The organism is Actinomadura sp. NPDC023710, assembly GCF_040639875.1.
Classification (GTDB): domain Bacteria; phylum Actinomycetota; class Actinomycetes; order Streptosporangiales; family Streptosporangiaceae; genus Spirillospora; species Spirillospora citrea.
This window is the reverse complement of sequence record NZ_JBFAGB010000035.1, coordinates 56,722-70,004: the sequence shown is the minus strand read 5'-3', so window position 1 is coordinate 70,004 and position 13,283 is coordinate 56,722. Positions and strand designations below refer to the sequence as shown.

The 13,283-nt window shown below is 72.9% G+C and carries 16 protein-coding genes; 6 read left to right on the top strand and 10 right to left on the bottom strand.

The features are described from left to right. Positions 1 to 11: 11 nt before the first annotated feature. The 4 genes from AB0H37_RS33160 to AB0H37_RS33145 all read right to left on the bottom strand — a co-directional run bounded on the left by AB0H37_RS33160 (position 12) and on the right by AB0H37_RS33145 (position 3,140). On the bottom strand, positions 12 to 401 hold the full coding sequence (locus AB0H37_RS33160) for a VOC family protein (protein ID WP_179834365.1): 390 nt from the start codon (positions 399 to 401) through the stop codon (positions 12 to 14). 62 nt (positions 402 to 463) lie between these two features. Next, positions 464 to 1,330: an NAD(P)-dependent oxidoreductase gene (locus AB0H37_RS33155; RefSeq protein ID WP_179834366.1), complete on the bottom strand. Its 867-nt coding sequence runs from the start codon at positions 1,328 to 1,330 to the stop codon at positions 464 to 466. A gap of 151 nt (positions 1,331 to 1,481) precedes the next feature. Next, positions 1,482 to 2,633, bottom strand: coding sequence for a phosphotransferase (locus AB0H37_RS33150; RefSeq protein ID WP_360616783.1), 1,152 nt, complete (start codon positions 2,631 to 2,633; stop codon positions 1,482 to 1,484). A 105-nt stretch (positions 2,634 to 2,738) separates the two neighbouring features. Then, positions 2,739 to 3,140: a nitroreductase family deazaflavin-dependent oxidoreductase gene (locus tag AB0H37_RS33145; protein WP_329091856.1), complete on the bottom strand. Its 402-nt coding sequence runs from the start codon at positions 3,138 to 3,140 to the stop codon at positions 2,739 to 2,741. Positions 3,141 to 3,230: 90 nt separating this feature from the next. Here AB0H37_RS33145 and paaI point away from each other — a divergent pair, with 90 nt between their 5' ends. Then, positions 3,231 to 3,671 carry a hydroxyphenylacetyl-CoA thioesterase PaaI gene (paaI, locus tag AB0H37_RS33140; RefSeq protein ID WP_329091854.1) on the top strand — a complete coding sequence of 147 codons (441 nt, stop codon included), beginning with the start codon at positions 3,231 to 3,233 and terminating at the stop codon, positions 3,669 to 3,671. 10 nt (positions 3,672 to 3,681) lie between these two features. On the opposite strand, the gene AB0H37_RS33135 is transcribed toward paaI, so the two are convergent. Then, the gene (locus AB0H37_RS33135; RefSeq protein ID WP_179838629.1) at positions 3,682 to 4,548 is read right to left on the bottom strand and encodes a helix-turn-helix transcriptional regulator; all 867 of its coding nucleotides are present in this window, start codon (positions 4,546 to 4,548) and stop codon (positions 3,682 to 3,684) included. A 586-nt stretch (positions 4,549 to 5,134) separates the two neighbouring features. Between AB0H37_RS33135 and AB0H37_RS33130 the strand changes: the two genes are divergently transcribed. Next, positions 5,135 to 5,443: a hypothetical protein gene (locus AB0H37_RS33130; protein ID WP_360616782.1), complete on the top strand. Its 309-nt coding sequence runs from the start codon at positions 5,135 to 5,137 to the stop codon at positions 5,441 to 5,443. A 75-nt stretch (positions 5,444 to 5,518) separates the two neighbouring features. Here the strand turns inward: AB0H37_RS33130 and AB0H37_RS33125 are convergent, their stop codons facing one another. Genes AB0H37_RS33125 through AB0H37_RS33115 form a run of 3 tightly spaced genes read right to left on the bottom strand, consistent with a single transcriptional unit; the run spans position 5,519 to position 7,976 of the window. Then, on the bottom strand, positions 5,519 to 6,301 hold the full coding sequence (locus AB0H37_RS33125; protein ID WP_329091852.1) for an ABC transporter permease: 783 nt from the start codon (positions 6,299 to 6,301) through the stop codon (positions 5,519 to 5,521). Further along, positions 6,298 to 7,074 (bottom strand): ABC transporter permease, encoded by a 777-nt coding sequence (locus AB0H37_RS33120; protein WP_329091850.1) that lies wholly within the window; start codon positions 7,072 to 7,074, stop codon positions 6,298 to 6,300. Before AB0H37_RS33120 ends, AB0H37_RS33125 begins: the two co-directional genes overlap by 4 nt. After that, complete coding sequence (locus tag AB0H37_RS33115) at positions 7,071 to 7,976, bottom strand: ATP-binding cassette domain-containing protein (protein WP_360616781.1); 906 nt, start codon at positions 7,974 to 7,976, stop codon at positions 7,071 to 7,073. Before AB0H37_RS33115 ends, AB0H37_RS33120 begins: the two co-directional genes overlap by 4 nt. A gap of 158 nt (positions 7,977 to 8,134) precedes the next feature. On the opposite strand from AB0H37_RS33115, the gene AB0H37_RS33110 reads away from it, so the two are divergent. Together AB0H37_RS33110 and AB0H37_RS33105 are read left to right on the top strand one after the other, a co-directional pair. Continuing rightward, a complete protein-coding gene (locus tag AB0H37_RS33110) occupies positions 8,135 to 9,271 on the top strand; it encodes a sensor histidine kinase (protein ID WP_329091845.1) in 1,137 nt (378 codons plus the stop codon). Between the two features lie 2 nt (positions 9,272 to 9,273). Further along, the gene (locus AB0H37_RS33105) at positions 9,274 to 9,936 is read left to right on the top strand and encodes a response regulator transcription factor (protein ID WP_179838630.1); all 663 of its coding nucleotides are present in this window, start codon (positions 9,274 to 9,276) and stop codon (positions 9,934 to 9,936) included. Positions 9,937 to 10,087: 151 nt separating this feature from the next. On the opposite strand, the gene AB0H37_RS33100 is transcribed toward AB0H37_RS33105, so the two are convergent. Then, positions 10,088 to 10,984 carry a TIGR03620 family F420-dependent LLM class oxidoreductase gene (locus AB0H37_RS33100; protein WP_329091843.1) on the bottom strand — a complete coding sequence of 299 codons (897 nt, stop codon included), beginning with the start codon at positions 10,982 to 10,984 and terminating at the stop codon, positions 10,088 to 10,090. 87 nt (positions 10,985 to 11,071) lie between these two features. Between AB0H37_RS33100 and AB0H37_RS33095 the strand changes: the two genes are divergently transcribed. Both AB0H37_RS33095 and AB0H37_RS33090 read left to right on the top strand, forming a co-directional pair. After that, positions 11,072 to 11,776, top strand: a complete 705-nt coding sequence (locus AB0H37_RS33095) for a TetR/AcrR family transcriptional regulator (RefSeq protein WP_360616780.1) — start codon at positions 11,072 to 11,074, stop codon at positions 11,774 to 11,776. Between the two features lie 35 nt (positions 11,777 to 11,811). Further along, entirely contained in the window at positions 11,812 to 12,429 is a 618-nt protein-coding gene (locus AB0H37_RS33090) for a DUF4291 domain-containing protein (RefSeq protein ID WP_360616779.1), read from the top strand. A 143-nt stretch (positions 12,430 to 12,572) separates the two neighbouring features. Here AB0H37_RS33090 and AB0H37_RS33085 read toward each other — a convergent pair whose 3' ends face one another. After that, complete coding sequence (locus AB0H37_RS33085) at positions 12,573 to 13,256, bottom strand: alpha/beta hydrolase (protein ID WP_329091837.1); 684 nt, start codon at positions 13,254 to 13,256, stop codon at positions 12,573 to 12,575. Positions 13,257 to 13,283: the final 27 nt, after the last annotated feature.

Below are 13,283 nucleotides of genomic sequence, written 5' to 3'. Positions count from 1 at the left end.
TCACCGCCGGGTCAGGAGCGCGGGTCGCGGCGGAGAGGGTGCCCCGCCGGCACCTCCACAATAACGATCTTGACGCCGTCGGGGTCCTCGATCCACATCTCGACCAGTCCCCACGGTTCCTCCCGCGGCTCCCGCGTGACGCGGGCACCGGCGGCCGCGAGCCGTTCGTGCTCGGCCCGGACGTCGCGGACCTGGAGCCAGAGCATCGGCGACGCCCCGGCCCCGCCGTCGCCGTGCCCCGACACCTCCAGGAAGCCCGGACCGAGGAAGAACACCACGCCGGGAGAGTCGGCCGGGCCGAACTCCCGGTACACGGCGAGGCCCAGCACGTCACGGTAGAAGCGCCGGGTGCGCGCCGGGTCGCCGGAGCGAAGCAGGATGCGGCTGCTCAGTACGTCCATGCCACCATCCTGACCCCGGCGCCGCCCGGCGCGCGCACCGGCGCGCCCGGTGCCGGCCCGGGTCAGTCCGCGAAGCTGGCGCGGTAGGTGGCGGCCATGTCCTCGTCGCCGTGCCCCTGCTCGATGGCACGCCGGAAACGCTCGCCCGCCGCGTCGTTCACGTCGACGCGGACGCCTGCCGCCTCGGCGGAGTCGTGGATGAGCCGGGTGTTCTTCTCAGCGTTGCGGACGGCGAAGCTCGGCTCGAAGTCGCCGTCGAGCATCGCCTTCATCTTGGTCTGCAGGTAGGGGCTGTCGAGCGGGCCGCCGGTGAGGACCTCGCCGAGCAGGGACGGATCGAGTCCGAAGCCCTTGGTCAGCGCCACCGACTCGGCGACGACCGAGGTCAGCGAGATGGCGTAGCTCACGGCGGCCAGCTTGAGCCGGGTGCCCGCGCCGCTCGCGCCGTCCTCGTCCAGCCACACCGTCTTGCCGCCGACCGCGTCGAAGACCGGCCCCAGGGCCTTGCGCGCGTCCTGCGGCCCGGCGGCGAGGACGACGAGCCTGCCCTGCTCGGCGGGCTGCCTGGTGCCCTGGACGGGGGAGTCGACGAACGTCAGCCCGTGGTCGGCGGCGAGCCGCGCCAGCGCGGGCACGTCCGCGACGCCGACCGTGCCCATCTGCGCCCAGACCTGCCCGGCGCGCAGCGCGGGCGCGGCGTCGTTCATCACCGCCAGGGCCGTCTCCCCGTCGTTCAGCATGGTGATGACCACGTCGGCGTCCCGGACGGCGTCGGCGGGGGAGGCCGCGACGGCGGCGCCGTCGGCGGCGAGCGGTTCCGCGCGGGCGGCCGTGCGGTTCCAGGCGGCGACCCCGTGGCCGTTCCTCAGCAGGTTGCGGGCCATCGCGGCGCCCATGATCCCGGTGCCGAGCACTGCGACCTGAGTCATCTGCCCCTCCTTTTGGACTGCTTGATACAGAATGGTGCGGGGACAACATTCGCACATCACGGCCTGATGCGCATCCGCAGGAACCCCTACCCGTCCGGAGGCGGGAATGCCTCGCCGCGCCGTCCGATCGGGCGGTGGCCGGCCGGGCCGGTCAGCCGTAGGCGGGGCTGTCACCGGGCGCGTCGGCGTACACGGCGGTGTAGGGCACGGCGAAGGCGTCGAGGGTGCGGTCGAGGTGGGCCGACCACCAGCTCACGAGTGTGGCGGGACCCCGCTCGCCCGCGCCGTCCCCGCCCAGGTAGCGGTGCCGCAGCGGCGCGACGTCGCAGAGCCGCTCCCACCATTCGCGGTGCACGGCCGACTGGATCTGCCCGGCGTCCAGCGGGAAGGCGGAGCGGTGCCCGCGCACGAACGCCTGGACGCGGTCGAGATCGAGGCCGCGCTCGTCCTCGCAGGCGAACAGCCGTGCCGCCGAGCGCACGACCTCCCCGGCGACCGGGCCCGTGGTGAGGCCGCCCCAGCCGAGCACGGCGGTGACGTTGCCCGACCCGCCGTAGCGCAGGTGCTCGGCGTGGAAGGAGCCGTGCAGGTGCCCGACCGTGCTCACCTCGACGTCGGGCGGCTGGTGCCCGGCGAACTCGGTGAGCAGATCGCGGCGTTCGCGAAGGCGGCGCGCGGTCAGCGCGTCGAAGTCGGTGCCGCCCCCGCCGTCCGGGACGTCGCGCAGCGTCGCCTCGACGGCCGCGGCCGCGTCGGCGGCCCGCGGCGCCGGCACGAGCATGCTCTGCTGGACGGGCGGCGTGAGCTCGTCGAGCGCGGCGTGCAGCCGTCCGAGCAGCTCGCCGAGGGCCTCGCACTGGGCGAACGTCAGCTCCAGGCCGCCGCGGCCGCGGCCGCCGACCCACGGGTACAGGGCGTATCCGCGGCCGGCGGCGGTGACCAGCGTGCGCCCGCCGCGGGCCGGCACGGGCGCGAGCACCGGAAGACCGGCCGCGTCGAGCGCGGCCGTGACGCCGTGCTGGAACAGCACGCGGCGTCGGTCGGCGCCAGCGTGCTCCCTGAGGAAGAACGCGCCGCCGGCCGTGTCGACGCGCCAGCTCCGGTGGCCCTGCCCGGTGGCCGGCGGGGTCGTCACCTCCGGCGCGCCGATCTCCCAGCGTTTCAGCAGCCGGGGCGGGAGAGCCTCGGCGCCGGGCCCGCCGTCCGCCTTCGCCTGCCCGCTCCCGTCGGCCCGATTCGCCGCGCCGGCCCGGTGTTCGGTGTCAGCCCTGTCTCTGGCGTCAGCACTCTGGGACGTCGGCACCTCGGCACCTCGGCTGCTTCGGACGGACGGCGGTCGAATGGATGTTCTACGCCGACGCTACACGTCCCGGCCGTGGCGCGAAAGTGAACCGCGCGGTCCGGCGCCTCAGGCGCGTTCGAGGACGACGACGGGGATGTCGCGGTCCGTCTTCTTCTGGTACTCGTCGTAGTCCGGCCAGGTGGCGGTCATCTTCCGCCACAGGGCGGGCTTCTCCTCCGGCGTCGCCGTGCGGGCCCGAGCGGTGAACCTGTCGCCCTTCACCTGCACCTTCACCTCGGGGTTGTCCCGGAGGTTGAGGTACCAGAGCGGCGGGGCGTCCGCCCCGCCCTTGGACGCCACGACGAGGTAGGCGTCGCCTTCCGGCTGGTAGATGAGCGGCGTCGTGCGCTCCTTGCCGCTGCGCCGCCCGGTGGTGGTGAGCAGGAGGGTGACGGTGCCCTGCCAGTCGTGTCCCTCCGCGCCGTCGGTCTCCTGGTACCGCTCGACGTGTTCATTGCCGTACAGCATGGTTTCCCCTCACTTTGCCATCGCCATAAGGGCGCTCTTCTGCAACCCGCGGGTCGGAGCCGCCCTTCTCGGGATCACTACCCTGGCGTGGTGGATGATGCGGCGGAGGTGGCGCGGCGGTGCGCCGAGACGATGTACGCGCAGGACAGGGTGGCGCAGGACCTCGGCATGCAGATCACCGAGATCGCACCGGGGCGGGCGCGGCTGCGGATGACGGTGGCCGGCGCCATGGTGAACGGGCACGGGATCGCTCACGGCGGCTACCTGTTCCTGCTCGCCGACTCGGCTTTCGCCTACGCGTGCAACACCTATGACTCCGTGACGGTCGCGGCGTCGGCCGACGTGGTCTTCGTCGCGAGCGCGCGCGGCGGTGACGTCCTGGAAGCGACCGCGGTCGAACGCACCCGGTACGGGCGGAGCGGCATCTACGACGTCACGGTCCGCCGCGTCCCCGGCGGCGAGGTCATCGCGGAGTTCCGCGGCGGGAGCCGCAGCCGGGACCAGCGCGTCCTGGAAGGCGGCGCGCCCTGAGGCGCACGGGTCACAGCTCGTCCAGGACCCTGGTGAGGTAGCGCGAGGTCTCGTCGGGACGCTCGGCGGTGATGCACAGGTTGTTCATCGCGCGCATGTAGGTGTCGACGTCGGTCGGCTTGTCGAGGTAGAGCGCGCTGGTGAGCTGCTCCAGGTAGACGACGTCGGACAGGCCGGGCTCGGCGAAGCGCAGGATGGTGAACGGGCCTCCCGCGGCGGCGTGCCCTCCCGCGCCGAACGGCACGATCTGCAGCGTGACGTTGGGCAGTTCCGACACCTCGATCAGGTGCCGGATCTGTTCACGCATCACCTCGCGGCCGCCGAGCGGACGGCGCACGACCGCCTCGTCCAGCACGGCCCACAGGGTCGGCGCCTCGGGGGAGGTGAACCGCTCCTGCCGGGTGGTGCGGACCTGGACGCGGCGCTCGACCTCCTCGTCACTGGCGTCGGAGTACCCGAGCCGGACGACGGCGCGCGCGTAGTCCTCGGTCTGCAGAAGCCCGGGCACGAACTGCAGTTCGTAGGTGCGCAGCAGGGAGGCGGCCTCCTCCAGCCCCAGGTACACCTCGAACCAGCTCGGGAGGATGTCGCCGTACCGGTGCCACCAGCCGGGGGTGTTGGCCTCCTTGGCGAGCGCCAGCAGCGGGGCCCGCTCCGCGGGATCGGAGACGCCGTACAGGGTGAGCAGATCGGCGACGTCGCGCTCCTTGAAGCCGACCCTGCCCAGCTCCATCCGGCTGATCTTGGAGTGCGAGCCGCGGATCTCGTAGCCCGCCTGCTCGGTGGAGATGCCGCGCGACTCGCGCAGCCGCCGCAACTGCGCGCCGAGGAGAATGCGCAGGACCGTGGGCCCGCCGCGGCGCGGATAATCGATCAGCCGTCCGGCCGGATCACCTTCGGACGGAGGTGTTGGGGCAGCTGAATCCTGGGACAAGGGGTCACCAGCCAGTCGACGGGTCTGCTCGTGGGCGGAACGGCACCGCCCTATGTTAGAGGATGCGCGGACGATTTTGGGAAGTTGGAATACCGCCTTGCGGTCCGGGTGCGCCCGAACGGCGGTTGACGTGCGCGAAGCCGTCGCAGAGTCCCGTGACCAGTGCTGTCGGTGGCGGTGCGGCTGCGGAACGTTGCAGTGTCGTTGCATCCGAGTTGGCCCGGTGGTCATTTTCCCAGCCTCCGGGCCGCGGTTGGCGCACGAATTGCGGATCGCTCTCCCGCAATGCGGGCGGGCCAATCCTGACAGGCCATTTCGCTGTCGGTCGCCGTCTCCGTGAATGTCTCTGACCACTTATTTGGCGAGAACATTCCCCACGGTACGTACCGCGCCCTCGGTCCGCCGAGTGATGAAGCTCTCGTCCCGCGCGGGCGTGATCGCGGGGGCCCGCGGCGTTCACAGTGCAGAGCGGCGGCCGCGGTCGCCGGTTTCCGACAGGCGAGCACACCCCGCGCATCTGGGAGAGCACATGAACGCGACCCGTGAACGACCGGAGATCCGATTCCTGACCTCGGGCGACGTCTCGGCGCACGAGCGCGCGGCGGCCGAGCGGGCCGTCCGCGACGCGCTGGCCGGCGCACGCGGCGTCACGTCCGTCCAGGTTACGCTGAGCGTGGTGGCCGACCGGTCGCTGCCGCGCCCCGCCCTGGCCCAGGCCGTCGTCGATCTCGACGGCCGCCGCGTGCGCGCGCAGGCCGCCGCGCCCCGCATCGACGAGGCCGTCGACATGCTCCGCGAGCGCCTGGCGATCCGGGCGAGCTCCCTGCAGGCCGGCTGAGCCTCCCGGAGACGAGCCGGCAGAACGATCGGCGGCGCCCCGCACGGGACGCCGCCGTCGATGGCTTCCGGGACTTCAGGCGTCGCGCCTGGTGAGGACGAGGGCGGCCAGACCGAGCGGCACGAGCGCGTACGCGAGCAGCAGGCCCGTCGCCGCGCCGGGGGACAGCAGATCGCCGTAGATGGAGTTGTCCGCGCTGAGCCCCGCCATCTGGGCGGGCAGGCCACCGGGCATGACCGAGCCGGCGCGCTCGTTCCACGGCCGCGGCAGGTGGAAGACGAGCAGCGGCAGGACGTGCCACAGGAACACCACCGACACGAGCGTCCCCGCCGTGGAGCGCAGCAGCACGCCGAGCGCCAGGCCGAGCAGCGCGAACAACGGCACCGCCGTCCCCTCGACGAGGAAGCCGGGCAGGTCGTGGACGAGGGACGCGTGCTGGTCCGGGAACGGGCGGTCACCGATGACGAGCCGGGTGCCGAGGAACGAGCCGACCGTCGCGGCCTCCCCGGCGAGCAGGGCGACGGCACCGACCACCACCGCCTTGGCGGGCAGCAGCGCGCTGCGCCTCGGGAGCACGGTGAGAGTCGCGCGGATCATCCCCGTGCGGTACTCCGACGTGACGGAGAGCGCGCCGAGCACCGCCAGGCACAGCGACGCCACCCATGTGCTGAGCTCCTGCAGCGGGCGCAGCAGGAAATCTTCACGGCGATCAGCGGAGAGACCGTCCCAGACCTGCGCCATCTGGATCGCGAGAAGGACGGTGAACCCGGTGAAGGCCGCCGTCACGGCCAGTATCCAGGAGGTCGAGCGGATCGAGCACAGCTTGCGCCACTCGGCGGCGACCGCGTCGACGATCACGCGTCCCTCCGCGTGAACGAGAAGGCGCCGGCTCCGAGCGCGACCACCACGTACGCCACCAGCAGCGCGATCGCGGCGGACGGCGCCAGCACGCCGTGGACGTTCGACGAGCCCGGCGCGCCCGCGATCTGGTTGGACAGGCTGCCGGGCAGCGCCGACCAGATCCTCTCGTCCCACGGCGACGGCAGCAGCTGGGCGAGACCGGGCGCCACGAACAGCACGGCCATTCCCGCGGTGATCGTTGCGGCCGTGGAGCGGAGGACGGCGCCCAGCCCGAAGGCGATGAGCGTGACCGCGGCCGTCGTCATGCCCAGCCACAGCAGATGGACCGCGACGTCCGGCACCGGGCCCCGGAACGTGGCCACGGGACGATCGCCCACGATCGCGTTCCCGGCGGCGACCCCGGCCGCGAGCGCCGCCAGCGACGCGGCGAGCATCGTCGCCGCCGCCACCCCGCCCTTGGCCGCGTACAGGGCCAGGCGGTTCGGCAGCACCGCCAGCGTCGTCCGGACCATGCCGTGCGCGTACTCCGACGTGACCGTCAGCGCCCCCAGCACCACCGCGCACACCGGCAGCGCCACGGCCAGGGGCTGCTCCGCCGGGGCCGCCTTCGCCGTCGCCCTCCTCGCGGCCGGCAGACCGTCCCAGTAGCGGGTCACGTACCAGGACCACACGAGGCAGAGCAGCATGAACGCCGCGACCGTCCCGAGGACGGCGAACGTCGAGCGGATGGTCCGGAGCTTGTACCACTCCGCGGCGAGCGCCTCGATCACGGCGCCACCGCCCCGAACTCGGTGCTCTCCGCGGTCAGTTCCATGTAGGCCTCCTCCAGCGAGGCGCTGTGCGGCGTCACCTCGTGAAGCGGGATCCCGTGCGCCGCGGCCGTGTCGCCGATGGCGGCCGCGTCCAGCCCGGCGACCGTCAGAGCCCCGCCCGGCGCGGACTCGACCAGGCCGCCCGCCGCGGCGAGCACGGCGGTCAGCTCCGCCGGGCGGGGCGAGCGGACCAGCACCCCGCGGCGGAACCGGTCCGCCAGTTCCCGCACCGACGTGTCCGCGATCAGCCGCCCGCGCCCGATGATGACCAGCCGGTCGGCCGTCAGCTCCATCTCGCTCATCAGATGGCTGGAGATCAGGATCGTCCGGCCCTCGGCGGCCAGCGCCCGCATCAGCTCCCGTATCCAGCGGACGCCGTCGGGGTCCAGGCCGTTCACCGGCTCGTCGAACATCAGCACCCCCGGATCGCCCAGCAGCGCCGCGGCGATCCCGAGCCGCTGCCGCATCCCGAGCGAGAAGCCGGCGACCCGCTTGCGCGCCACCCCGGCGAGCCCCACCTGCTCCAGGACCTCCGTCACCCGCCGCGTCCCGATCCCGTTGCTGCGCGCCAGCCAGCCGAGATGGTCGAACGCCCGGCGCCCGCCCTGCACCGCGCCCGCGTCCAGCAGCGCTCCCACCTCGCGCATCGGCCGCTTCAGCGCCGCGTACCGTCCCCCGTTGACCAACGCCTCCCCGGACGCCGGACGGTCCAGGCCCAGCACGATCCGCATCGTCGTCGACTTGCCGGCCCCGTTCGGGCCGAGGAACCCTGTCACCGTCCCCGGCCTCACCGTGAAGGACAGGCGGTCCACCGCGGTCGTGCCGCCGTAGCGCTTCGTCAGCTCGCGTACCTCGATCATGTGGTCGAGCGTCGTGCACGACCGGCCCGCGCACATCGGAACGTGGGCGGGAACCATGCGTGCGACCGTGCTCCGAGACGGTCCCGCCGCCTCCACCCCCGGTATGACGGCCGCCGGCCCGAGGCGCGGTCATCGGCTCTGCCGCTACCGTTCGTGACGTGGACGAATCCGAGCTGCGCTCTCCGCTCCCGAGGCTCGGCCGACGCGGCCTCATCGGCCTCGACGCCGGGGCCGCGCTCCTTTACGCCCTCGTGCTCCTGGTGCTGCCGGCGGACACCGCCGCCTCGCCGATCCTCGTCCTCCCGCTCGCCGTCGCGGCGGCTCTGCCCCTCGCGGTGCGGCGCCTGTGGCCCGTCCCGGTCTTCGCCGCCGTCCTGTCCGCCTCGACCGCCACGCTGCTCCTCGGCCTGCCCTGGGACACCTACGCCGCCGCGGGGTTCGCCCTCTACCAGGTCGCGCTCACCCGGCGCCGCCGCCGCTGGATCCCCACGCTGCTGATCGGCGTGGTCAGCGCCGTCTTCATCTTCGCCGGCGCCGTCGCCGGCCCCGTCGGAGCGCAGGCCGAGATCCTCGGAAGGCTGCTGCTCGGCGCCTCCGTCCTCGGCGCGTCCTGGACGCTCGGCCGCGTCGTCCGCGAACGCCGTGCGCACGCCGCCCACGCCGCCCGCCGTCTCGCCGACCAGGCCGTCTCCGACGAGCGGCTCCGCATCGCCCGCGAGCTCCACGACGTCGTCGCGCACAGCATGAGCCTCATCGCCGTCAAGGCTGGCGTCGCCGTCCACGTCGCCGAGGCCCGTCCCGAGGAGGCCCTCGACGCCCTCCGGGTCATCGAGACCACCAGCCGCGGCACGCTCACCGAGATGCGCCACCTCCTCGGCGTCCTGCGCACCGGCGCCGCCGACGCCGACCTCACCCCGTCCCCGGGCCTCACCGACCTGACCGGCCTCGCCGAACGCGCCGCCATGGCCGGCGTCCACGTCGCCCTGGACGTCGACGCCGGTGAGCTCCCCGACGGCGTCGCGCTCTCCGCCTACCGCATCGTCCAGGAGGCGGTCACCAACGTCGTCAAGCACGCGGCCCCCGCGCGCTGCCGCGTCCGCGTCAGAGCCGACGGCCTGCGAATGCGCATCGACGTCACCGACGACGGGCCCGGCGTCCGCGTCCTGCCGGGCGGTGACGGGCACGGTCTCATCGGCATGCGCGAACGCGTCATGATGTACGGCGGCGACTTCTCCGCCGGCCCGCGTCCCGAAGGCGGCTTCGCCGTGTCCGCCGCCTTCCCGTACGACTCCTAGGAATCCCGTTGGATCTGAGCGTCCTCGTCGCCGACGACCAGGCCCTGCTGCGCGGCAGCTTCCGCGTCCTGATCGACACCGCGCCCGGCCTGCGCACCGTCGGCGAGGCCGGCACGGGGGCCGAGGCCGTCGAGCTGGCCGGGCGGGAGCGCCCGGACGTCGTCCTCATGGACGTCCGCATGCCGGAGATGGACGGCATCGAGGCCACCCAGCGCATCTGCGCCGGCATCCCGGGCGTCCGGGTCCTGATCCTCACGACCTTCGACCTGGACACCTACGTCTACTCGGCGCTGCGGGCCGGAGCGAGCGGCTTCCTGCTGAAGGACACCCCGCCGGCCGACCTGCTGTCGGCGATCCGCGTGGTCGCGTCCGGCGAGTCCCTGCTCGCACCGTCGGTGACCCGGCGGCTGATCGCCGAGTTCGTCCGCCGCCCCGGCCCCGCGCAGCCCCCGCCGACCGGACTGGCCGCCCTCACCGACCGCGAGCGCGAAGTCCTCACCCTCATCGCCCGCGGCCTGTCCAACACCGAACTCGCCGAGCACCTCCATCTGAGCCCCGCCACCGTGAAGACCCACATCGGCCACCTGCTCGCCAAACTCCACGCCCGCGACCGGGCCCAACTGGTCATCACCGCCTACGAGACCGGGCTCGTCCGCGCCCGATGACCTCCGCCCGAACCAGACCCGGGCCCGGACGGACGGGGATGGGGACGGCGGGAATCCGCCTGAGTTACCGAAACGTCGGAATCCAAGGTGCGGGGCTTGAGACTTACCTGGCCCGCAGGTGCGCGGCTCAAATCGACGGTCGGGGTGGCGGTCAGAGCAGGGCCGGGGCCAGGCGTTCGTACTGGTCGGCGGCCGAGGCCAGGTCGGGGGTGAACACCGTCACGCAGACGTGGTCGGCTCCCGCGTCGAGGTGTCCCTGGATCCGTTCGGCGACGGCGGCCTCGTCGCCCCAGTTGAAGCAGGCGTCGATGACCTCGTCGGAGCCACCGCCGGAGACCGCTTCGTCCCCGTATCCGAGCGCCTTGAGCGAGCGGACGTAGGGCGAGCCCGGAAGCGCCAGCATCTGGGTCCCCCTCGCGAGTCCGCGCGCCTTCACCGGATCCGTCTCAAGGATGGCGGTCTGCATGACGACGAGCAGTTTGTCGTCGCCGAGCCTTTCTCGGGCCTGCCTGGTGTGCTCGACGGGCATCGCGGCGGGGAGTGCCCCGTCCGCGCGATCCCGGGCCAGTTCCTGCATCTTCGGGCCGAGGGCCGCCAGCAGCCGCGGGAAGGGCTTCTCGGGCACCGGTGCCGCCTCGACGGCCGCGTCCATGCCGTCGAGGTACTCGCGCATCCGGGTCAGCGGGCTGGTCCACTTCTGCCCGCTCTGCTCCACGATCGCCCCCATGCTGACGCCCACGCCGAGCGCGAGCCGTCCGGGGTGGGCGTCGGCCAGGACCGACGCGGCGCCCTGCATGGTGGCGGGATGCCGCGCCCACAGGTTCGCGATCGCCGAGCCGAGAACGATCCGCTCCGTCGCGGCGAGCATCACGCTCAGCTGCGTGAACACCTCCCGGCCGCCGATGGCCTCGTTCACCCAGATCGCCCCGTAGCCCGCCCGCTCCACACGCTGCGCCGCACTCCGCCATGCGTCGGCCGGCGCGATGGGCGTCACGAGCCCGACGCCGATCCTGCCGAGCCCGGCCCGCGCCTCGTCCACCACCGTCATCGGTCCTCCTATAATCGGAACGAGCAACCCGCTTGGGACGTTACCGGAACGTCCGCCCCGCTTGTCAACCGATGAAGGAGGCGCCGGGTGAGCGGACGGCCCCAGCGCGCCGACGCGCGCCGGAACCGTGAACGCATCCTCGAGGCCGCGTTCGAGGCGTTCGCCGCGGACGGCCGCCTCGTCCCGCTCGACGACATCGCCCGCCGGGCGGGTGTCGGAGCCGGGACGGTCTACCGCCACTTCCCGACCAAGGAAGCCCTGTTCCAGGCGGTCGTCACGGATCGCGTCGAGCGGATCGTGGACGAGGCGCAGGCCCTCGTCCACGCGGAGGAGCCGGGGGAGGCCTTCTACGGCTTCCTCATGTGGGTCGTGGAGCGCGCGATGTTCAACCACGCCCTGTGCGACGCCTTGGCCGCGGACCTGCGAGCGCTCGACGCCTGTCGCACGGACGAGCAGTTCACCGCGGCTCTGGACGAGCTGCTGCGGCGGGCGCAGTCCGCCGGCGAGGTCCGCGCGGACGTGAACGTGCACGACGTTCGCACCCTCCTCGTCGGGGCCATGCTGATGGAACGCCGGCAGCGCCCCGAGGGCGGTCCCGGACGCATGACGGCACTGGCGTGCGACGCCCTCCGTCCCGTAACGAAAGGAGACGAAACATCGTCCGGGGAGCGTAACGAAAGAAGGTGCGAGGTGTGCGGGAAGCCGCTGACCACGGCGCCGACGGGACGTCCCGCCCGCTACTGCGGCGCCGCCTGCCGCCAGAAGGCCCACCGCCGCCGGAAAACCGCTTGAGCCGCGGAGGGCTCCCGCGACACGCTGGCCAGATCATGCGCACACGCGAGATCCGTGCCTGTTACGACCGCGACTCGATCACCGTCTACCAGGCGTACGCCCCCGAGATCGGCGTCCCGGCCGCGAGGCACGGCACGTTCGTCCCGCCGTTCTCGCGGAGCCGCATGACCTGGATCAAACCGTCGTTCCTGTGGCTCATGGCCCGCAGCGACTGGGCGCGCAAACCCGGTCAGGAGACGATCCTCGCCGTCCGGATCGGCCGGGCCGGCTGGGAGGAGGCGCTCGGGCTGGCCGTCCCGACCGATCCCGACCGCCGCGTCTTCCGGAGCTCCGAGGACTGGCGCCGCCGGTTCGCGGAGGCGGTCGTGCATGTCCAATGGGACCCCGAACGCTCCCTCGACGGCCGGAAACTCGAAGCGCGCAGCATCCAGATAGGCCTCAGCCGCCACATCGTCGACCGCTACGTCGACGACTGGGTCCTCGGCATCGAGGACCTCACCCCGCTGGCCCGCAAGATCCAGGGGCTTCGCAAGGCCGGGCGGATGCCCCAGGCCAGAGCCCTGCTCCCCAAGGAACGCCCCTACCCCTTGCCACCTGCCCTGACCGACCGCCTCGGAGCGTCCGAGGAGCCGACGACCGCGCGTCGCGCCTAGTCAGCCTCGCGGCGCCCGGTTCCACTGCCGGCCCGGGCGGTCCGGCCAATGCCGGGGGCCACGTTCCGCGGGTGCGCCCGCCATCCGGAGCATCTCACTGGCAAGCTTCGAAAGCGTCCCCGGGTAGTGGCGGACGATCCGCATCATCGTGCGCGATAAGCCTCCAGGCGATCGGCGAGTTCCCGAGGCCGGCTCAGCGCGACCAGGTGTCCGCCGGGCATCTCGTCCACGGTGATTCCCAGCCGTTCGCCGACCACCCGCCGCTGGAACTCCAGCGGAAAGAGGCGGTCGTCGCGCGCTTGCAGGAACACGGTCGGAGTGCTGGGCCACTTGTGGAGCGGCCAAGGCTCCGCGAACGGGGTGGACGACTGCGGGGGCTCCTGCGCCAGCGCGACGGCCTTGACATCCTCCGGCACGTCGTGGAAGAAGCACTCCTCGACGTCGAACTCCGCGGACGGCGCCCGTCCCTCTCGGGCCGCCTGGTCGGACATCGCCTTCGCCTGGCCGGTGTTCCCCCACCAATCACCGCCCGTCTCGCCCGGCGACGGGGCCATGGCGTTGAGCAGCACCAGCAGGTCGACCGGCAGCCGTTCGCAGACGAGCGGTGCCGTGAGGCCGCCCATCGACTGCGCCACCAGGATGATGTCCGTCCGGTCGCCGATCGCCTCGACGACCGTGTCGGCGTATTCCGACAAGCCTGCAGAGTCATCACCGGCTGGAAGCTCGACGGCCACGGCCTCGTGCCCTCGCGCCCGCAGCTCCGGCACCAGACGATGCCAGTACCAGGCCTGTCCGCCCGCGCCCGGGATGAGTGTGTAGGTCGCCATGTTCATCGTCCTCCGTAGTGCGGCGGC